The organism is Dactylosporangium sp. NPDC000244 (genome assembly GCF_040300725.1).
Classification (GTDB): domain Bacteria; phylum Actinomycetota; class Actinomycetes; order Mycobacteriales; family Micromonosporaceae; genus Dactylosporangium.
This window is the reverse complement of the sequence record NZ_JBEPEH010000059.1, coordinates 1-19,758: the sequence shown is the minus strand read 5'-3', so window position 1 is coordinate 19,758 and position 19,758 is coordinate 1. Positions and strand designations below refer to the sequence as shown.

General features: G+C 70.6%; 15 protein-coding genes. 9 read left to right on the top strand and 6 right to left on the bottom strand.

Going from position 1 to position 19,758, the window contains the following annotated elements; translation table 11 throughout:
* Window positions 1-111: 111 nt before the first annotated feature.
* Window positions 112-2,823: a TIM barrel protein gene (locus ABT369_RS51970; protein ID WP_350625074.1), complete on the top strand. Its 2,712-nt coding sequence runs from the start codon at window positions 112-114 to the stop codon at window positions 2,821-2,823.
* Window positions 2,824-2,840: 17 nt separating this feature from the next.
* Here ABT369_RS51970 and ABT369_RS51965 read toward each other — a convergent pair whose 3' ends face one another.
* The 3 genes from ABT369_RS51965 to ABT369_RS51955 form a co-directional block, all read right to left on the bottom strand.
* Complete coding sequence (locus tag ABT369_RS51965; RefSeq protein ID WP_350625072.1) at window positions 2,841-3,626, bottom strand: citryl-CoA lyase; 786 nt, start codon at window positions 3,624-3,626, stop codon at window positions 2,841-2,843.
* The gene (locus tag ABT369_RS51960) at window positions 3,623-4,861 is read right to left on the bottom strand and encodes a CaiB/BaiF CoA transferase family protein (protein ID WP_350625070.1); all 1,239 of its coding nucleotides are present in this window, start codon (window positions 4,859-4,861) and stop codon (window positions 3,623-3,625) included. The genes ABT369_RS51965 and ABT369_RS51960 overlap by 4 nt, the downstream gene beginning before the upstream one ends.
* 76 nt (window positions 4,862-4,937) lie before the next feature.
* Entirely contained in the window at window positions 4,938-5,795 is an 858-nt protein-coding gene (locus ABT369_RS51955) for an IclR family transcriptional regulator (protein WP_350625068.1), read from the bottom strand.
* A 178-nt stretch (window positions 5,796-5,973) separates the two neighbouring features.
* Here ABT369_RS51955 and ABT369_RS51950 point away from each other — a divergent pair, with 178 nt between their 5' ends.
* The 8 genes from ABT369_RS51950 (at window position 5,974) to ABT369_RS51915 (ending at window position 15,714) form a co-directional block, all read left to right on the top strand.
* Window positions 5,974-7,470 carry an aldehyde dehydrogenase family protein gene (locus ABT369_RS51950; protein ID WP_350625066.1) on the top strand — a complete coding sequence of 499 codons (1,497 nt, stop codon included), beginning with the start codon at window positions 5,974-5,976 and terminating at the stop codon, window positions 7,468-7,470.
* A complete protein-coding gene (locus tag ABT369_RS51945; RefSeq protein WP_350625064.1) occupies window positions 7,467-8,453 on the top strand; it encodes a zinc-dependent alcohol dehydrogenase in 987 nt (328 codons plus the stop codon). Before ABT369_RS51950 ends, ABT369_RS51945 begins: the two co-directional genes overlap by 4 nt.
* Window positions 8,450-10,228 (top strand): thiamine pyrophosphate-binding protein, encoded by a 1,779-nt coding sequence (locus ABT369_RS51940; protein ID WP_350625062.1) that lies wholly within the window; start codon window positions 8,450-8,452, stop codon window positions 10,226-10,228. The genes ABT369_RS51945 and ABT369_RS51940 overlap by 4 nt, the downstream gene beginning before the upstream one ends.
* Before the next feature lie 31 nt (window positions 10,229-10,259).
* Window positions 10,260-11,405, top strand: coding sequence for an ABC transporter substrate-binding protein (locus ABT369_RS51935; protein WP_350625060.1), 1,146 nt, complete (start codon window positions 10,260-10,262; stop codon window positions 11,403-11,405).
* A 64-nt stretch (window positions 11,406-11,469) separates the two neighbouring features.
* Entirely contained in the window at window positions 11,470-12,339 is an 870-nt protein-coding gene (locus ABT369_RS51930; RefSeq protein WP_350625057.1) for a branched-chain amino acid ABC transporter permease, read from the top strand.
* A complete protein-coding gene (locus ABT369_RS51925) occupies window positions 12,336-14,138 on the top strand; it encodes a branched-chain amino acid ABC transporter ATP-binding protein/permease (RefSeq protein WP_350625055.1) in 1,803 nt (600 codons plus the stop codon). The genes ABT369_RS51930 and ABT369_RS51925 overlap by 4 nt, the downstream gene beginning before the upstream one ends.
* On the top strand, window positions 14,135-14,851 hold the full coding sequence (locus ABT369_RS51920) for an ABC transporter ATP-binding protein (RefSeq protein ID WP_350625053.1): 717 nt from the start codon (window positions 14,135-14,137) through the stop codon (window positions 14,849-14,851). Before ABT369_RS51925 ends, ABT369_RS51920 begins: the two co-directional genes overlap by 4 nt.
* Complete coding sequence (locus tag ABT369_RS51915; RefSeq protein ID WP_350625051.1) at window positions 14,848-15,714, top strand: DMT family transporter; 867 nt, start codon at window positions 14,848-14,850, stop codon at window positions 15,712-15,714. Before ABT369_RS51920 ends, ABT369_RS51915 begins: the two co-directional genes overlap by 4 nt.
* 56 nt (window positions 15,715-15,770) lie before the next feature.
* On the opposite strand, the gene ABT369_RS51910 is transcribed toward ABT369_RS51915, so the two are convergent.
* From ABT369_RS51910 to ABT369_RS51900, 3 genes are all read right to left on the bottom strand, one after another.
* Window positions 15,771-17,672 carry a CE1 family esterase gene (locus ABT369_RS51910; RefSeq protein ID WP_350625049.1) on the bottom strand — a complete coding sequence of 634 codons (1,902 nt, stop codon included), beginning with the start codon at window positions 17,670-17,672 and terminating at the stop codon, window positions 15,771-15,773.
* Between the two features lie 537 nt (window positions 17,673-18,209).
* Window positions 18,210-18,905, bottom strand: coding sequence for a TetR/AcrR family transcriptional regulator (locus tag ABT369_RS51905; protein ID WP_350625047.1), 696 nt, complete (start codon window positions 18,903-18,905; stop codon window positions 18,210-18,212).
* 157 nt (window positions 18,906-19,062) lie between these two features.
* Complete coding sequence (locus ABT369_RS51900; RefSeq protein ID WP_350625045.1) at window positions 19,063-19,644, bottom strand: peptidase dimerization domain-containing protein; 582 nt, start codon at window positions 19,642-19,644, stop codon at window positions 19,063-19,065.
* Between the last annotated feature and the right edge of the window lie 114 nt (window positions 19,645-19,758).

Sequence of the window (19,758 nt, the reverse complement as noted above, 5' to 3'; positions counted from 1 at the left end):
CACCAGGCAGACCAAGGGGTTCGGTGGATGCGACAGCTTCCGTACGCGACGAGTGGGCGGTATAAGTAACTATCCAGTACGTTCATCGAAGATCGTAGGGAGCAGCGTCGCATGCGATCCGCTGAGGCTGGTCCTCGTCTTTGCATCGCCACCGTCTGTCTGTCGGGCACGCTGCAGGACAAGCTGGCGGCCGCGGCCGCGGCCCGGTTCAACGGCGTGGAGCTGTTCGAGCACGATCTCGTCGCGTCGTCGTGGTCGCCGGCACGGGTCCAGCAGGAGTGCGACCGGCGCGGCTTGAGGATCGACCTGTACCAGCCGTTCCGCGACTTCGAGGCGGTCCCGCCGGATGTGTTCGCAGCCAACCTCCGGCGGGCCGAGCGGGTCTTCGACGTGCTCGAGGGGCTCGGCGCGGCCACCCTGCTGGTGACGTCGACGGTCTCGCCGGACGCGGTCGACGACGATGACCTGGCCGCGGAACAGTTGCACGCGCTTGCGACGCGCGCCGAGCGGCGGGGCATCCGGATCGCCTACGAGGCGATCGCCTGGGGCCGGTTCGTCAACACCACCGCACACGCGTGGCGGATCGTGCGGCGGGCCGGCCACGCCGCACTCGGTCTGTGTGTGGACAGCTTCCATGTCTTGTCCAGGGGCGAGGACCCGGCGGCGCTGCGGGTGGTCCCCGGCGCGAAGATTTTCCACCTGCAACTGGCCGACGCCCCGCGGCTGAACATGGACATCGTCGAGTGGAGCCGCCACCATCGGCTGTTCCCCGGCATGGGGTCGTTCGACCTCGCGGGGCTCGTCCGGCACGTGCTGGGCACCGGGTACGACGGGCCGGTCTCGCTGGAGGCGTTCAACGATGTCTACCGCCAGGCGGACCCGCGGTACGCCGCCATCGACGGCATGCGGGCTCTGCTCACGCTGCAGGAGGCTGTGGCAGGCTCGGTGCTGCCGAGCGCACCCCGGCTCGACGGGCACGCGTTCACCGAGCTCGCCGTGGACGACATCTCCGGGCCGGCCGTCGCCGCGGCCCTGACCGCGCTCGGCTTCGTTCGCACCGCGCGGCACCGTTCCAAGCCGGTCGAGCTGTGGCACCAGGGTGCGGCCCGAATCCTGCTGAACTTCGCCGCGCAGCGGACCGTCGCCCCGGGGACCGCGTCGATCTGTGCATTGGGGGTCGAGACCGCCGACCCCGCCCGGGCGGCCCAGCGAGCGGAAGCCTTGCTCGCTCCGGTGCTGCCGCGTCTGCACGAGCCCGGCGAGGCCGAGCTGACATCCGTGGCGGCGCCGGACGGGACCGCGGTCTTCCTGGTGCAGACGACCGTGGAGCGCGGATGCTGGCTGGACGACTTCGCGAGCACCGAGTCGCCGGCCCGCGAGGACGGGCTGGTGAGCGGCGTCGACCACGTGTCGCTGACCGAGTCGCTCGATGATTTCGACGAGGCCGCGGTCTTCTACCGCACCGTGCTCGGGCTGCAGACGCAGGAGACGACCGAGATCGCCGCGCCGTTCGGTCTGATCCGGACCCGCATCGCGACCGACCCCACGGGGCGGCTGCGGATCGCCCTCAACACGGCGCCGCTACGCCGTGGCGACTGGGCGCCGGCTGTGCCCAGCCCGCAGTACGTGGCGTTCGGCACCGACGACATCATCGCCAGCGCCCAGGCGATGCGCGCGCTCGGCGCCGCTGTGCTGAAGATCCCCGCCAACTACTACGCGGACCTCGATGCGCGCCTCGACCTCCCGCCGCAGCGCCTGGCGCAGCTGCGGGAGCACTCGATCCTGTACGACCGCGACGAGCGTGGCGAGTACCTGCACTTCTATACGGAGATGCTGGGCTCCCGGGTGTTCTTCGCCGTGGTCCAGCGGATCGGTTCGTACACCGGCTCCGGCGACCCCAACAGCGTGCCGGTCCGGATGGTGGCGCATCGCGAGCGGCGGCTGGTCGCGCTGCGGCGCGTCCCGGCCGGCCCGGCCGAGGTGCGCCACGACTACTCGCTGGCGCACCTCACCGCGCTCAGCCTGTCGCCGCCTGAGCTTGTCGAGGCGGCCGCCGACGCCGGCTACCGGTTCGTGGGGCTGCGGCTCACCCGGGTGACCCCCCAGGAGCCGCACTACCCGCTGGCCACCGATCCGGCCTTGATGCGCAGCACGAAGGTCCGGCTGGCGGCCACCGGCATCGAGGTGCTCGACATCGAGCTGGCGCGGCTCAGCCCGGACAAGGCGCCCCGCGACTACCTGCCGTTCCTGGAGGCTGGGGCCGAGCTGGGGGCGCGGCACGTCATCACGCAGCTGCCGGACCCGGACCGGGCCCGCAAGATCGACCGGTTCGCGGAGATCTGCGAGCTCGCGTGCCAGTTCGGGCTCACCGTCGACCTCGAGTTTCCGTCGTGGACCGAGACGCCGGACCTGCGGGAGGCGGCGCGGGTGCTTCGCGGCGCGGATCAGCCGAACGCGGGCATCCTGGTGGACCTGCTCCACTTCGCGCGTTCCGGTTCGAGCATCGCCGATTTGCGGCAGCTGCCCGCCGGCTGGTTCCACTTCGTCCACGTGTGTGACGCGCCGGCCGGCGTGCCGCCCACGAACGAGGGGCTCATCCACACCGCCCGGTTCGAGCGGCTGTTCCCCGGCGAGGGCGGCATCGACGTGCGAGGCATCCTCGATGCGCTACCGCCCTCATTGCCCTACGCCCTGGAGATCCCGCGTGCGACGCTCGTGGCCCAGATGGGCGCGAAGGAGCACGCCCGCCGATCCCTCAGTGCTGCCCGCGACTACCTTGACGACGCTGCGGCGCAGCCGCGGCTCGTCGCGCCGCCCCGATGAGGACCGGCAGCGGCGGCTTACGGCTCCGACGGCCGGTAGGTCGGCGTGATCCCGGGCGGGATCGGGCCCTTGATCCGCCGGCCGCCCTCGGTCTCCTCCCACGCGTGGGCGAGGATGCCGACGCTGCGGCCGAGCACGAAGAGGCCGCGGGCCAGCGGCGGGGGGAAGCCGAGCTCGCCGTAGATGATGGCGGTGGCGCCGTCGATGTTCATGGGTACCGGGGCGATCTCCGCCTCCACGGCGAGCCCGGCGGCCAGGAAGTCGCCGGCGACGACCCCGTCGGCGACGGCCCGCTCGACGAGGTTGACGAGCGGGTCGCGGCGCGGGTCGCGGGGGTGGAACCGGTGACCGAACCCCGGCAGGTACTTGCTTCGCGCCCGCCAGCGCCCGACCGTCACCCGGGTCGCCTCGGCGAGATCCGCGCCCTGCGCGGCCAGGCCACGGATCTCGGTGTACAGCTCCAGGCACTGCTGGCCGGCGCCGCCGTGGACGTCGCCCATCACGTTGACTCCGTTGGCGATCGCGTTGTTGAGCCCGATGCCGCAGGTCGCCGACATGCGGGCGATCGCGATCGACGGGGCGTGCGGCCCGTGGTCGACGGAGGCGACCAGGGCGGCGTCGAGCAGCTCGGCGTGCCGCCGGGTGGGCAGCTCGCCGCGCAGCATCAGCCAGATCGCGTCGGTCAGGGACGAGTTGCCGAGCAGTTCCTGGACGGGGTGGCCACGCAGTTCGATGATCCCGGGTTCGATCCGGGACACGGAGGTGGCCCACCAGTCGGCCACGTCCTGGACCTCGGTGCTCATTCGGTAACGCCTTCCGTGACGATGTCGGCCCGCTGCCGAGCGGCCGGAACCATGCTGTGCTGGGCCACCCGCCAGGCCGTGAGCAGCTCGCCGACGGCGGCGTTGTGCTGACCGAGCACGGGTGGCGGATCGGTTGGGGTGAGCGGCATTCCGTCGTACAGCACGCCGCTGCTCACGACGTTGAGGCGGCGTCCGGACCCATCCGGGAACGGCAGCTGCGCGATGAAGCCGCGGTGCTGCAGCTGCTCGGATTCGACGGCCTGCGGAACGGTCAGGATGCGCGCGGCGGGCACGCCGGCTGCGGTGAGCACCCGCTCCCACTCGACGGCGGGACGTTGCCGCAGGGCACGGTTGAGCTCGTCGTTGAGCTCGGCCCGGTGGACCTTGCGACCCTCGCGCTCGGCGAACCGGGCGTCGGCGACGAGATCGGGGCGGTCGACGAGCCGGCACAGGGTCTCGAACTGCTCCTGGCGATTGGCGGCGATGTTGAGCGGCCCGTCCGCGGCGTCGAACGTGCCGGACGGCGCTGCCGTGGCGTTCTGGTCGCCGGTCGGTTCGGGCGGCTCGCCGGCCACGAGGTAGTTGGAGACGGTCCAGCCCATCGCGGAGATCGACGCCTCGAGCATGGACACGTCGAGGTGGCAGCCGTCTCCGGTACGGTGGCGAGCCGCGACGGCGGCGACGATGGCGAGCGCCGCGGCCAGGCCGCCGATGCTGTCGCAGACCGGGAAGCCGACGCGCAGCGGAGCGGTCTCGCGCGTGCCGGTGACGCTCATCATCCCGGACAGGCCCTGGATGATCTGGTCGTACGCGGGGGCCTGGCTCATCGGCCCGGTCTGGCCGAAGCCGGTGATGGAGCAGGCGATGAGCGCGGGGTTGAGGGCCCGCAGCCGCTCCTGGTCGTAGCCGAGGCGGGCCATGACGCCGGCGCGGAAGTTCTCCAGCAGGACATCGGCGGCGCCGACCATCTCCTCGAACGTCGCCCGGTCGGCCGGGTCCTTCAGGTCGAGCTCGACGGACTTCTTTCCGGCGTTCTGTGCGAGGAAGGAGGCGCCGATGCCGCGGCGGTTGAGTTCCGCGTCGGACCCGAGCTGCCGTGCGAGGTCGCCGCGCCCGGGGGCCTCGACCTTGACCACGTCGGCGCCCAGCAGCATGAGCTGATAGCTGCAGTACGGCCCGGCGAGGACGTTGGTGAGGTCAAGGACTCTGATGCCGGCTAGAGGTCGCTCGTGCATGCGCGTGTCTCCTTCCGTCGGCGATGGTGCGCCGGCGCGTGGTCAGTACGGTGCGGTCCCGAAGCGAGGTGAGGAGTCAGAGCGATGTGCCCAGTGGGTGGTCGAATCCGCGGTCGGAGATGCGTTGTGCGATGTCTTTGAGGTCGGTGGCGAATTCGGTGATGCGTTCGTCGGTGAAGCGGAGGGTGGGGCCGCTGAGGGACAGGGCGGCGACGACTGTGCCGGTGCGGGAGTGGATGGGTACGGCGACGGCGGAGAGTCCGTCTTCGCGTTCGCCGTGGCTGGTGGCGTATCCGAGGTGGGTGGCTTCGTCGATCCATTCTTGGAGTCGTTTGGTGTGTTGTTCGCCGTAGGGGCTGCTGCGGGCGATGCGCAGGAGGCGGCTGGGTGTGGCGTTGTGGAGGAGGACTTTGGCGGATGCGCCGGCCCAGAGTGGGAGTTCGTCGCCGATGTGGACGACGTGTCGCAGGGGTTGTGGGCTTTCTTGTTGGGCGATGCAGACGCGGTAGATGTCGCGGGCGACGTAGACGTTGACGGTTTCGCGGCGGCGGGCGGCGAGGTCGCGCATCATGCGTTGGGTTTCTGGGGGCAGTTCCCAGCTGCGTTGGGCGAGGTGGGCCCAGCGCCAGAGTCCTGGGCCGGCCATGTAGCCGGAGGTTGTTCCCCAGAGCAGGCCGCTTTGTTCGAGGGTTTGGACGAGGCGGATGACGGTGGTTTTGGCCAGTCCTGTTTCCTCGACGATGTCGCGGATCGTTACCAGTGGGCGGTCGTCTGTGAGCAGTGTGAGGATGTCCAGCGCGCGTTGGACGCTGCGGACGCCCTGCGACTCACCCTCGGCGGGTTCGGCGTCCTGCTGCTCAGCGCCGTCCCGGCCTGCCATTGCCTTCACCATGTCGTGTCTCCATTGCTCGATGCGGTGCGACTGGACGTGCATCCGTGGCACCACCGACGCCTCCGGACGCCGATTGTCGCGCGCCCGTTGGGGATTCACGCGCTTGTAACTTTCTCGACTCGGACTCTTGCCAGCGGCTGTCGGCCGCCCGTACGTTACACCCAGTCCGCATAGCGGTCCAGATGTGCCGCCGAGCGGTTTGGCTTCCAGGAGAGCGAACATGCTGAACGCCATTCTCGGGTCGCCCGCCCACGACAGCGCGCTCGCCGAGTCCCCAGCCATCGCGCCTGCACTGGTGATGGGGGAGTGGCGCACGGGCGGTCCGCAGGCGGAGCGCGTCGGCCCCTATGTGCGGCGGGTCGTGAGCCGGGCCACCGTCGCGAACGAAACGATGGTCCATGAAGCGGTCCGATACGCCCACCACTCGGCCAGGCAGGTAGCCGCGCTCGCGCCGGCCGCCCGCGCCGAGATCCTCGAACGCGCGGCCGCGGGTGCGAGCCGGCACCGTGACGAGTTCGCCAGGCTGATCGCGCTCGAGCTCGGTAAGCCGATCAAGGATGGCCGCGGCGAGATGGACCGTGTTGCGGACACCTTCTCGGTCTGCGCCGCGGAGGCCCGGCGCATCGGGGGTGACCTGCTTCCCGTCGCCGGCTGGGCCCGTGGGATCGGCAACACCGCCCTGACATATCGCGCACCGGCCGGGGTCGCCCTGGCGATCACGCCGTTCAATGCGCCGGCCAACCTGCTGGCGCACAAGCTCGGTGCGTCGTTCGCGGCCGGGAACACCACGATCGTCAAGGCCCCGCCGCAAGCCCCGGCGGTCTCCGCCGCCATCGTCGCTCTCCTGCTGGACGCCGGCGCGCCGATAGAAGCCGTGCAGTTGCTGCACGGCGGCGGCGACGTCGGGGCGGCGTTGTGCGCCGCGCCGGAGATCGCTGTCATCAGCTTCACCGGCAGCGCGCAGACGGGGGCCGCGGTTGCCCGGGCCGCCGGGGCGAAGCGGCTGGTGCTGGAGCTCGGCGGCAATGCGGCGACGATCGTGTGTCAGGACGCGGACGTGGCGCACGCCGCGGCCGTATGTGCTCGCACCGGCTACACGAACTCCGGGCAGAGCTGCATCTCGGTGCAGCGGGTGTACGTCGAGCGCACACGATTCGAAGCGTTCGTGGCCGCGTTCGGCAAGGAGGTCGCGGCGCTGAAGGTCGGGGATCCGCTCGATCCGGCCACCGATGTGGGTTCGATGGTCGACGAGGAGGCCGCCGAGCGGGTCGTGACCTGGGCCGCGGAGGCTGCCGCGGGTGGCGCGACGATCGCTTCGGGCGGCATCCGCACCGGAGCCACCGTGGCCCCGACGATCGTCGTCGACCCGCCCGCGGACGCGAACGTGGTGACCCGGGAGGTGTTCGGCGCGCTGGTCGCGCTGTTGCCCTACGACGACTTCGACGATGTGCTGGCCGCCTGCAACGGCAGCCGCTACGGGCTGCAGGCCGGCCTGTTCACCCAGGACATCGGGCGGATCGTCACCGCGTGGCGGGAGCTGGAGGTCGGTGGGCTCATCGTGAACGGGTCGTCGAACTTCCGGCTCGACCACGTGCCGTTCGGCGGGGTCAAGGACTCCGGCTTCGGCCGTGAGTCGCCCGCCTGCATGATCGAGGACTACACCGTCGTCAAGACGCTGCTGCTGCGCGGCCTGTCGATCTGGGGTACCCGCTCGTGAGGGCCGCGGTGCTCACCGGGCCCGGTGCCGTCGAGGTGACCGGCGACTGGCCGGAGGCCGAGTGCGGTCCGGACGACGTGGTGCTCGCCGTGCGGGCCGTCGGCGTGTGCGGCTCGGACCTGGCCGTCGTCGACGGCAAGCGGGACGTACCCAGGCTGCCCTGGGCGCTCGGGCACGAGGCCATCGGCGAGATCGTGCGGATCGGCGCGAACGTCGCGCCCGGCCGCCTCGGCCAGCGGGTCGCCGTGGAGCCCAACTTTCCCTGCCTGCGATGCGCCGCATGCACAGCGGGACGCACTGCCGTCTGTCCGAACCGCCGGATCCTGGGCATCAACGAGCCCGGCGCGCTGCGTGAGCGGGTCGCGGTGCCGGCCCGGTTCGCCTGGGCCGCTCCGCCCGGCCTCGCCGACGAGGACCTGGTGTGCGTGGAGCCCCTCGCGGTTGCCCTCGCCGCGCTGGCTCGCGCGGAACTCGCCCCTGGCGAGCGGTGCCTCATCGTTGGCGCCGGGGCCCAGGGTCTGCTGGTGTGCCTGGCCGCCCAGGCGCTCGGGGCGGTGCCGTTCGTGGTCGATCCGCACGAGGGCCGGCTCGCGACCGCGGTGGAGCTCGGCGCCGACACGCCCCCCGCCCGCGAGGGCTTCCCGGTGGTGTTCGAGACCTCCGGAGCGCCTGCTGGGCTGGAGAACGCGGTCGAGCGGTGCGCGCCGGACGGGCGGATCGTGCTCATCGGGCAGAGCGCGACCCCGGCTCCGCTGTCCACGTTCACGGTTGTGCAGCGGCGGCTCACGCTCCGCGGCTGCCTGATCTACGACCACCCGGCCGACTTCGCCGCCGCCGTGGCCCGGGCCCCGCACCTGCGCCCCGGTCGCATCCTGCGCGGCCGGTTCCCGCTCGCCGCCGCGGCCGACGCGTTCGCCCGGGCACGGGAGCTGCCCGGCAAGACCTGGATCACGTTCGAGCACCTGGAGGAACCGCCGCGATGAGCGTCGAGACGAAGGAACACCCGAAGCCCACCGCCAGCCCGGCGAACGCCGCCGAGGCACTGGTCGGACAGCTGGAGGCGTACGGGGTCGAGTACATCTTCGGCACCTGCGGGCATACCAACATCGCCCTGCTCGACGCGCTCGGACGCAGCGGGATCGAGTTTGTCATCGCCCGCCACGAGCAGGCTGCCGCGCACGCCGCCGACGGCTACGCCCGGGTCTCCGGCAAGCCCGGTGTCGTGCTCGTGCACGTCGGCCCGGGCATGATGAACGCGGTCACCGGCGTGGCCACCGCGGCACTGGACTCGGTGCCGCTGGTCGTGATCGCCGGCGATGTGCCCTCGTACATGTACGGCCGCCACCCGCACCAGGAGGTCAACCTCCATGCCGACGCCGAGCAGACGGCGATCTACCGGCCGTTCGTGAAGCGGGCCTGGCACGTGCACCGGGTCGAGGACCTGCCGCGGTTCACTGAGCGCGCCTTCTGGACCGCGACGTCGGGGCGGCCCGGCGCGGTCCTGCTCAACGTGCCCATGGACCTGTTCTCCCGCCCGCTGCCCGCCGACGCCGGCGCCGCCTTCCCGCTGCCCGCGTCGGCCACCGCACCGGCGCTGGCCGACGGTGACGCCGAGCGGATCGCCGAGGTGCTGCTCGGGGCGCAGCGGCCGCTGGTGTACCTCGGCGGCGGCCTCGGCCCCGGCGAGGGCCGCGCGGCACTGCTGTCGCTCGTCGAGCACCTCGACATTCCCGTCGCGCACTCGCTCATGGCCAAGGGCGCGCTGCCCGACGGGCACCCACTGGTCATGGGCATGACCGGATTCTGGGGCCTGGAGGTCACCAACACCTACGCGCTGGAGGCCGACGTCGTGCTGGCGCTCGGGACCCGGTTCGCCGAGACGGATGCGAGCTCCTGGGACCCCGCCTACACCTGGCGCATGCCGCCGACTCGGCTGATCCAGATCGACATCGACCCGGCCGAGATCGGCCGCAACTACCCGGTCGAGATCGGGGTCGTCGCCGACGCTACCCATGCCGTGCGCGCCATCGAGGCGGCCGTGCGCCGCGCCGCCCCGCAGCCGGTGCGCCGGGCCGCGCTGCGCGACCAGATTCGCGCCGCCCGCACCGCGCTGTTCGACGGCAGCACCGAGCGGGGCCGCAGCGACAACTTCCCGTTGCGCCCCGAACGGATCCTGCTCGACCTGCGCGAGACCCTGCCGCCCGACACGATCCTCGTCACCGACGTCGGCTGGAACAAGAACGGCGTCGCGCAGTGCTACCCGCTGCCGCCGGAGGGCCGCTTCATCGCCCCTGGCGGCGCCTCCACGATGGGCTTCGGGCCGGCCGCGGCGCTCGGCGTGCAGATGGCCCGGCCCGCCGCGGTCGTCGTCGCGCTCGTCGGCGACGGCGGGATGAGCGCGCAGCTGCCGGCCGTGCCGATGGCCGTCGAGCGCGGACTGCCGGTGTTGTTCGTCGTCATGAACAACCGCGCCCACGGCACCATCGCCGACCTGCAGGCCGCGAACTTCGGCCGGCAGTACGGCTGCACCTTCACCGACCCCGACGGCCGCCCGTACAGCCCCGACTTCGCCGCGTTCGGCCGGGCCTGCGGCGCCGACGGCTACCTCATCGAGCGCGTCGAGGACCTGCGTGAGGCGCTGCTCACCGCGCAGCGCCGCCGGCGCCCGGCCGTGCTCGACGTGGCGATGGTCAACGAGCCGGTGCCGACGCCGGGCCACTGGAACATCAAGGACATCTACCACGGTCTCTTCGACTGACACCCCTTCCACACATCGAGGTGATGCGCACATGTCCAGGCAACGCTTCCGGCTGCTCGCCGGTACCACCGTGCTCGCCCTTGCGCTGACTGCTTGCAGCGCGCCCGGCGAGAAGAAGCAGGATTCGCAGGCCGCCGCCGGGCCGATCAAGCTCGCCCTCATCGATGCGCAGAGCGGGCAGCTGTCCTCGCTCGGCGCATGGGAGCTCAAGGGGGCCAAGCTCGCGGTCGAGGAGTGGAACAAGGCCGGCGGCGTCAACGGCCGGCAGATCCAGCTCGACGTCTTCGACGACCAGGGCGACCCGACCGTGGGCACGAACCTGGCGCGGAAGATCGCCTCCGAGGGGTACGTGGCGATGATCGGCACCGCGGAGAGCGCGGTCACCATCGCGATGGCGCCGATCCTGCAGCAGGCGCAGATCCCGAACATCACCTCCGGGCAGTCGACCGGACTGGTGGCGGTCAAGAGCCCGTTCCTGTTCCTGAACGGCCCGACGAGCACCACCTACGACGAGACCCTGGCGAAGTACGTCGTCGACACCAAGGGCATCAAGTCGATCGCGATGATCAGCAACAACGGCTCGTACGGCAAGGGCGAGCACGACGCTTTCCTCAAGGCGCTGCAGGCACGCGGCATCACCCCGGTCGCGGACCAGGTCGTCACCACCGATCAGAAGGACTTCAGCGCCGCGCTGAGCACCATCCGCAGCAAGAACCCGGAGCTGATCTTCCTCGGCGCCGAGGAGGTCGAGTCCGGCCTCATCGTCAAGCAGGCCCGCGACCTCGGCATCACGGTGCCGTTCGCCGGTGCCGCGCCGCAGGGCACGCCGGTGTTCCTCAACACCGCCGGCGCCGCGAACGTCGAGGGCACCATCGTCAGCTCCCCGTACCTCAGCAACGACATCAACGACGCGGCCAAGAAGTTCGCCGCCGCGTACAAAGCCGCCTACAACGAGGACGCCGAGCTGCACGGTGCGAAGGCCTACGACGGCACGCAGATCGTGCTGACGGCGCTGAAGACCAGCAACGGCGCCACCGGCAAGGGGCTCGCCGACGCGATGCGGGCCACGAAGTACCCGGGCCTGCTCGGCAACTTCGCCTTCGACGACACCGGGGTCGGAATCTTCGCCACGTCGATCGGCGTGATCACCGGCGGCAGCCTCAAGGCCGTCAGCTGAGCCGTCCGTCCTCCACCCGGGGCGCCGCGATCCGCCGGCGCCCCGGTCCGGCATCGGGAGAGCCATGCAAGTCACACTGCAAACCCTGATCGGCGGGCTGAGCCTCGGCGCCGTCTACGCCCTCGTCGCCATGGGCTTTTCGCTGGTGTACCGCACGATGGGCCTGGTCAACTTCGCCCACGGCAACGTGGTGACCATCGGCGCCTACGTCGCCTCGACCTTCTACATGTCGGCGAAGCTGCCCTTCGCGCTGGCGATGGTGGTTGCCATCGTCGTGACGGGCCTGGTCGGCTTCGTCATCGAGTTCGTCCTGCGCCCGCTGGAGAACAAGGACTTCGACCTGATGCTGATCGGCACCATCGGGTTCGGCATCGTCCTCGACGCGCTGGCGATCATCATCTGGGGCGCCACCGGGCGAGCCGTGCCCTCACCCGTCCCCGCCGCACCCATCGACCTGTTCGGGCTGCGCATCCGCACCTACGATCTGGTGGTGCTGGCCATCGCGGCGGCCGCGATGCTGATGCTGATGCTGTTCCTCCAGCGCACCAAGCGCGGCGCGGCGATGCAGGCGGTGGCCATGGACCACGAGGCGGCCACCGCGGTCGGCATCCACGTCGGGCGCAGCAACTCCATCGCGTTCGTCATCGGCGCCGGCCTCGCGGCGCTGGCCGGCGGCCTCGTCGGGCCGATGCTCTACGTCAGCCCGACGATGGGCGGCGCACTGGGCATCAAGGGCTTCGCCGGCGCCATCCTCGGCGGCTTCGGCAGCATCCCCGGCGCCATCGTCGGCGGGCTGGCCATCGGCGTGCTCGACGCGTTCGCCGCCGGGCACTTCCAGGGCTACTCCGAGCTCGTCACGTTCCTGGTCTTCACCGCCGTCATCATGGTCCGGCCGACCGGCCTGTTCGGCGAAAGGACGGTCAACCGCGCATGAAACGCCGCCTCGCTGTCCTTGCCGTGGCCGCGGTAGCGCTGTGGCTGCTGCCGTACGGCCTGAGCTCCTACGCCATCCACGTCGTGGACGTCACGCTCATCTTCGCCCTGCTCGCGATCGGCATGGGCCTCGCGATGGGCGTGGCCGGCCAGGTGAACCTCGCCCAGGTCGCGTTCTTCGGCGTCGGCGCCTACACCGTGGCGATCCTGACCACCCACTCCGGCTTCGGCTTCTGGACCGCCGCCCTGCTGGCCCTGCTGGCCACCGCCGCCACCGGCCTGTTCGTCGGCACGCCGGCGCTGCGGATACAGTCGCACTACCTCGGCATCGTCACCCTTGGCCTGGCGCTGGCCTTCACCAACTGGGTCACGAACGCCTCGATCTCCGGCGGCGCCGAGGGCATCAACGCCATCCCGGTGCCGCAGCTGCCCGGGGTCGACCTTTCCAGCGAGTACCTCTTCTACTACCTCGAGCTCGTCGTCTTCGCGATCGCGCTCGCCGCCGGGCTGTTCGTCGTGCGCACACCGCTTGGCCGGCGCATGCGAGCCATGCGCGACGACCCGCTCGCCGCCGGGGCCGTCGGCGTCGAGGTACCGATGCTGCGCATGACCGCGTTCGTGCTGGCCAGCGTCTACGGTGGCACCGCCGGCGTGCTGTACGCCGGTCTCGTGCGATACGTGGCCCCGGAGTCGTTCAGCATCGCCAACATGTTCCTGCTGCTGGCCATGGTCATCATCGGCGGCCGGCAGAGCCTGTTCGGGTGCGTTGCCGGCGCGGTCATGCTGTCGCTGCTGCGCGAGTTGCTCGTGAACTACCCGACGTACGCGCAGGTCGTCTACGGCAGCGTCGTGGTCCTGGTCGTCGTGTTCGCCCCGACCGGCCTGGCCGGGTTGCCGGCCCGCCTGCGGGCGCGCTTCGGCCGGGGCAGTGGCGCCCGGCAGGAGCTCCGGCCGTTCGAGCCGTATCCGGCTGTCACGGTCGAGGACTCGGGCGACGGGCCGCTGCTCGACATCGTCGGGGTGGGCAAACAGTTCAAGGGGCTGCGGGCGCTCGACGGCGTCTCGCTGTCGGTGCGGGCCGGCGAGATCCGCGGCATCGTCGGGCCGAACGGCTCCGGCAAGACGACGCTGTTCAACGTCGTCACCGGCCTGTACCGGGCCACGTCCGGCGACATCGTGTTCGCCGGGGCGAAGGTCACCGGGGCACGCCCGTACCGTCTCGCGCAGGCGGGCATGGCCCGCACGTTCCAGAACCTGCGGCTGTTTCGCGCACTGAGCGTGCGGGAGAACGTGCTCGTCGCGCTCGACCGGACCCGGATGCACACGATCTGGCAGTACCTGCTGTGGCCGGTCGGGGTGTGGCGGCGCGACCGGGCCCTGCGCGAGGAGGGCGAGGCGCTGTTGGCACGGTTCGGCCTCAGCGACTTCGCCGAGGCCCGGCCGGGCGCGCTGCCGTACGGCATCCAGCGGCGCATCGAGATCGCCCGGGCGATGGCACGGCACCCGCGCCTGCTGCTGCTGGACGAGCCCGCCGCCGGGCTCAACGGCGAGGAGGTCCGCCAGCTCGCCGAGATCGTCCGTTCGATCCGCGACAGCGGGGTCACCGTGGTGCTCATCGAGCACAACATGGGTCTGGTCATGTCGCTGTGCGAGCGGGTCACCGTCCTGGCCAGCGGCCGGATCATCGCCGACGGCACCCCGGCCGAGGTGGCCACCGCGCCGCAGGTCATCGAGGCGTACCTCGGCGACTCGATGGCCGACACCGTCGAGCAGGTCGTCATCGAGGAGGCGAACCGATGAGCGCTGCGGCTCTGGAGGTCGAGAACCTGACCGTGCGGTACGGCGGCGTGTGCGCGGTGCAATCGGTGAGCTTCACCGTGCCAGCCGGCGGATGCCTCGGCATCATCGGCGCGAACGGGGCGGGTAAGACCTCGACGCTGAAGGCGGTGCTCGGACTCGTGCCGCGCACCGTCGGCGCCCTGCGGGTCGGCGGCCAGGACGTCTCCCGGGTCAAGGCCCGTGACATGGTCCGGCACGGCATCGGCTACGTGCCGGAGGGCCGGCACGTGTTCGCCGGCCTCAGCGTGGAGACGAACCTCATGCTCGGCGCCTACGCGCAGAAGTGGAACGCCGCGACCCGCGGGCAGCTCGAGGAGGTCTTCGCCCTCTTTCCCGTGCTGCGCGAGATGCGCGGCCGTCTCGCGGGCGCGTTGTCCGGCGGCCAGCAGCAGATGCTGGCCATCGGCCGGGCGCTCATGTCGCGGCCGAAGCTGCTCCTGCTGGACGAGCCTTCCATGGGGTTGTCACCGAAGCTGGTCGAGGAGATCCTGGCCGCGCTGCAGCGGCTCAGCGCCGACGGGCTGAGCCTGCTGCTGGTCGAGCAGAACGCCAAGCTCACCTTCGAGGCCACCGATAGCTGCCTGGTGATGGAGAACGGTGCCACGGCGATGACCGGCACGTCCGGCGAGCTGCGCCACGACGCCCGGGTGCGCCGCGTGTACCTCGGTCTGTGAGGCGGAGCTCCGCGGCGGTCCTGCTCGGCTGCGGCGCCCTGTTCGGCCTGTCCTACGTGCTGGTGCGTGACGTCGTGCCGGTGGCCGGGCCGGTCGGGGTCACCGTGGCGCGCACGTTCATCGGCGGCGCCGCGCTGCTCCTGGCAGCGCGGGCCGCCGGTCAGCGCCCGCAGTGGCGGCGCTGGCGGGCGTACCTGGTGCTCGGCGCGCTGTCGGCCGCGGTGCCGTTCAGCCTGATATCGATCTCCATGCTCAGCCTCAATGCCGGCACGGCGGCGGTGCTCAACGCATCGTCGCCGTTGTTCGCGCTGGGCTTCGACGTCCTCGAACGTCGTCGCCGTCCTGACACCGGCCAGCTCGTCGGCCTGGTGCTCGCCATCGCGGGCGTCTCGGTCGCAATGGCGGCGCGGGGTCTGCACATCAGCGACGGCGGCGCCGTCGGGGTGCTGGCGGGTCTCGCCGGTGCGGCCGTGTTCGCCTACGGAGGCTTCTTCGCCGCACGCCGATTCGACGGCGAGGCGCCGGCGGCGCTCGCCGCGGGACAGCAGCTGGCCGGCTGCACGCTGCTGTGCCCGGCGCTGCTGGTGTTCCCGTTCCACGCCACGCCGACCGCCTCGCTGCTGCTGCGGCTGGTCGTGCTCGGCGTGGCCGGCAGCGCGGTGGCTTATCTGCTCTTCTACCGCCTGATCGCCATCGAGGGGCCGGCCCGGGCCGCGAACGTCAACCTGCTGGTGCCGATGTTCGGCGTCCTGTGGGGCTGGGCCTTGCTGGACGAACCGATTCCGCCGCTGAGCATCGCGGGGATGGCCGCGACGGCGGCCGGAGTACTGCTGGTGTTGCGACACCGCCCCGCGGCCGGCTGACGGCCACGGGGCGGTGGGGTGCGGTGCGGAGGGTCAGCGGCGCCGGCCGGCGTGTATTAGACCCGCCGCTTGTCTCCCGGCTGCTGGAAGCCCGACGGGCTGTAGTAGCGGGTCGCCCGCCCGCTGGCATCGACCTCGATGCTGTAGTGCTTCACGAAGTCCCACAACAGCGGGCATTCCTCCGCCATGGTGTTGTGGGAGCGGTAGTTGTTCTTCGTGACCTTGAGGATCGGGATCGCGGTGCCGGGTTCGCGCCAGGTCCAGGTCTGGAAGCGGTTGTGCCAGCCGCTGCGCTTTCCGTCGAGGGTGTCGACGTCGGACAGCTGCAGGCCGTCGACCTGGAGGTGGTAGCGCGCCCAGCTGTCGAGCCCGTTCTGCACGTTGTCCCACAAGGTGCCGGTGACCGAGCTCAAGTCGCCGTAGCCGTAGATCATGTAGTTGGGGATCGCCCGGTAGCTCGCGGGGTACTGCCCGCCGTCGAACGAGATGTTGCCCGACGAGTTCGGGGAGACGGGGAAGGATGTCGAAGCGACGGCCGCGAAGTACTCCGGGTACGCGATCGCGAAGCTCTGCGACACCCCGCCGCCCGCCGATTGCCCGGTGGCGTAGACGCGCGTGGGATCGGCGGGGTACTGCTGGATCACCAGGTCGTGCAGCTGACGGTAGAACGCGACGGAGTTCTTGTGGCTGACCACCACTGAGGTGCTGCTGTACTGCTCGCAGACGACGACGAGGATGAACCCCTCCTGTTCGGCGACCTTCCACCACTGGGTGGCGTCGACGAACACCTTGTCGGTCTGGCTGTCGCCCGGAAACACGAACAGCACGGGCGCCTTCTTGTGCCAACGGGACGTGGCCGACCTGGGAACGTAGACGAGGTACTCCCGGACGAACCCCTCGACCATCATCGTGTGCACCTGGACGCCCAGCCGGGCGTAGTCGGCGCGTTCGTAGAGCTGGTTGCCGTAGGCGAAGGAGTTCTCGTACCGGGTGTAGGCGGTCAGGAACTCGACGATCTGTCTCGTCGTCTCCTTCTTCAGGGCATCGACCGGGTGCTTCTGGACCGCGACCTGGGAGATCGGGCCGGCGTGGGAGGTCATCCACCGGTCCGATTCGGGCCGTTGCCGGTAGACAGTGCCGAACTTCCCGCCCGAGGCTCCGGCAGGCGCGGTGTCGTTGGCCCGTTTCCAGTAGGCGAGGCTCGCGCTCGCGGAGCGCTCGTCGGGGTTGATGTACCACGTCGGCAGCACTGTTTCGTCGTATCTGATGAGGTCGAAACCTTCGGGAAAGACGACGGGCGTGTAGCTGGTCCTGCCGTCGAACTCCCGCGACGCGTAGGAGTCCAGGTACGCCGCGTCCAGGCCGGTGGAGTCGAGGTATACCTGGGCAATGGCCTTCAGCGGATGCGCAACTGCCCATGCTTCCAGCGCGGGCGCGCCGTGGCCGTAACCGACGAAGTAGTGCTCCCCGAAGATCGAGAAGTAGCGGTTGCTTTCGTAGAACGCCAGCGCCGCATTGACGTATTCGGCCTCGTCCGCCGCAGTGCCCCAGCCGTGCTCGCCGGGCTCGAGGATGAACAGCCCCTCCTCACGGTCGTCCGCGATGTCACGCCACGACGTCCTGCGCAGGAAATCGGCGGTGTCGATGCCGTCGGGGACCGCGATCACTGTGTAGTAGGAACGGATGGGCGTCTCCAGCGAGATGTAGATTTTGGCGGTGCGCGTCTGGTCGCCGCTGGTGAACGACTTCGTCCAGTAGCCGGTCATCTCCTTCGGCAGCTTGTTGGCGCGTGTGTAGTCGTAGGCCGGGAACGGGCGGCCGTCGAGCGGCTGGGCGGCTCCGAGGTCTCCTGGCGCTTTCCCGGCGGCCTGAGCGGTGCCCGTGGTGATCAGTTCCGTGCCGAGCACCGTGGTTGCGGCCAGTGCGGCGGTTGTCTGCAGTAGCTGACGTCTATCCATTGAATGCAGCCCCTTTCGGGTGGCAGGTGGCTGTTTGCGGCGCGGCGAGCTCCTGGGTGGACGGAATCATCCGGCGTCTGGCTGTGGCGGCTCAGTGTCGTTGCGGATAGGGGTGTGCGTCAGCCGGAGTGATGCCGTCGGCGCCCGTGGCCCGCCCGGACACGGTGTCGCTTCGCGACCCGTCGAGTGCTAGGTCCACCAGGCGGACCATCTGTACTGATAGACAGACCATAGCCGGTCGTCGACGCGGGCGACAAGACCTTGTAACGCGAGTGTTTCGGAGTGTGTTCGCCGGGCGTCTTCCCCTGCACAGTCCTGGGTGGACGGCGGGAGGGCCGTTCGGGTCTTCCCGGAGGCGTTCATGCCGTACGCCGGCCGCGACCACGTTGATGTCCGTGAGGGGATTGCCTGTATGCGCTCGTGCTTCGCGACCGTGACGTGTCGGGCACGCTGGGGAACACGTCGGCGGCCGCGGCTCGCGCCAGGACGCGGAGATCTTCGGGAGCGACGCCCGCGCGAACCGTCGAGCGCTGAGCGTTACCTGCTGCCGACCAGCAGATGCGACACGATCATGTCGCCGAGCTGTCGCCGGTAATGGTCCCGCCGGTCCGGATCCACCGGATCCCGGCCGAAGATCGCGGTGAACGTGTACCGGTTGGCAATCCGGAAGAAGCAGTACGCACTGATCGCCAGGTGCACGTCGATGGCGTCGACATCCTCACGGAAGGCGCCATCAGCGCGGCCGCGCTTCAGAATCTGTTCGACGAGCTGGATCGCCGGACTGTTGAGGGCCGCAAGGCTTTCGAGCTGGCCGATGTGCTTGCCGCGGTGGATGTTCTCGATGCTGACCAGCCGGATGAAGTCGGGGCTCGCCTCGTGGTGGTCGAAGGTGATCTCGGCGAGTCGGCGGATCGCCTCGGCCGGCGGCAGGTGGTCGAGGTTCAGCCCGGCCTCCACCTCGCGGATCTGCGCGTACGAGCGTTCCAGGACGGCGACGTAGAGCTGTCTCTTGCTGCTGAAGTAGTAGTAGATCATTCGCTTGGTCGTTCGGGTCCGCTCGGCAATGGCGTCGACTCGCGTCCCGTCGTACCCACGGTTGGCGAACTCCTGTGTCGCAACGTCGAGGATCTCGCGGCGGGTCCGGTCCGCATCGCGGCGGCGCCCGTCTGGCTGGTGCATCGCGTCCCTTCCGAAGACGTCGGCGTGACGGCACGGCCACGCCCGGACTCGCACGGCTTCTGGGCGGCCCCCGTTCCGGCGAGGACTAATAACGTACTAGTTCGTACATACGCTACCTGTGTCTGCGCTCCCGTGCTGTGGGACAGCACGCCGGTGAACCTGGTCATCGACCAGGTTCACCGGAGGCAAGGCCGGGAAGGTTGAACGCGGGTCAAACCGTGCGCAGGAAGTCGTCCAGCACATCCAGGCCGCTGCGCAGGGACGCGATCGGCACGCGTTCGTCGACGCCGTGCATGCCGGCCGCCGTACGGCCGTCGGGATCCTCGCCGAGCGGGGCGAAGCCGAAGCCCGCCATCCCCAGCTCGGCGAACGGCTTGGCGTCGGTGCCGCCGCCCATGCAGAACGGGACGATCACGCCGTCCGGGTCGTGGCGCAGGACCGACGCGGCCATCGCGTCGTACCAGGCGTTGTCCCAGCCGGCGCCGATCGCGGGGCGGTAGGACAGGAATGACCGGGTGACGGACGGTCCCAGCAGCTCGTCGATGATGGCGAGCTGTTCGTCCTCGGTGCCGGGCAGCGACCGTACGTCAATCTCGGCGTGCGCCTCGCCCGGCACCACGTTGAACTTGTAGCCGGCGTCGAGCACGGTGACGTTCGTCGAGCAGCGCAGCGACGGCTCGACGTACTCGCGCAGCGGCCCGATCCGGTCGAGGACGGCCTCGACGCCCTCGTCGCAGGAGAGGTCGGCGTCGAGGCCGAGGGCCCGCACGGCGGTGTCGAGCAGCCGGCGCACCGGTGGCGTCAGGGTCAGTGGCCACCGGCCCCCCCCCCACCGCGCCCCCCCCGGGCCCCCCGGGGGGGCCCCCCCGCGGGGGGGGCGCCCCCCACTCTGTTCGTGCGGGGTCAC

Coding starts and splice junctions, on each gene's coding strand:
- ABT369_RS51970 (WP_350625074.1), top strand. CDS start 112: ATGCGATCCGCTGAGGCTGGTCCTCGTCTTTGCATCGCCACCGTCTGT.
- ABT369_RS51965 (WP_350625072.1), bottom strand. CDS start 3,626: ATGAGCACCGAGGTCCAGGACGTGGCCGACTGGTGGGCCACCTCCGTG.
- ABT369_RS51960 (WP_350625070.1), bottom strand. CDS start 4,861: ATGCACGAGCGACCTCTAGCCGGCATCAGAGTCCTTGACCTCACCAAC.
- ABT369_RS51955 (WP_350625068.1), bottom strand. CDS start 5,795: ATGCACGTCCAGTCGCACCGCATCGAGCAATGGAGACACGACATGGTG.
- ABT369_RS51950 (WP_350625066.1), top strand. CDS start 5,974: ATGCTGAACGCCATTCTCGGGTCGCCCGCCCACGACAGCGCGCTCGCC.
- ABT369_RS51940 (WP_350625062.1), top strand. CDS start 8,450: ATGAGCGTCGAGACGAAGGAACACCCGAAGCCCACCGCCAGCCCGGCG.
- ABT369_RS51935 (WP_350625060.1), top strand. CDS start 10,260: ATGTCCAGGCAACGCTTCCGGCTGCTCGCCGGTACCACCGTGCTCGCC.
- ABT369_RS51930 (WP_350625057.1), top strand. CDS start 11,470: ATGCAAGTCACACTGCAAACCCTGATCGGCGGGCTGAGCCTCGGCGCC.
- ABT369_RS51925 (WP_350625055.1), top strand. CDS start 12,336: ATGAAACGCCGCCTCGCTGTCCTTGCCGTGGCCGCGGTAGCGCTGTGG.
- ABT369_RS51920 (WP_350625053.1), top strand. CDS start 14,135: ATGAGCGCTGCGGCTCTGGAGGTCGAGAACCTGACCGTGCGGTACGGC.
- ABT369_RS51910 (WP_350625049.1), bottom strand. CDS start 17,672: ATGGATAGACGTCAGCTACTGCAGACAACCGCCGCACTGGCCGCAACC.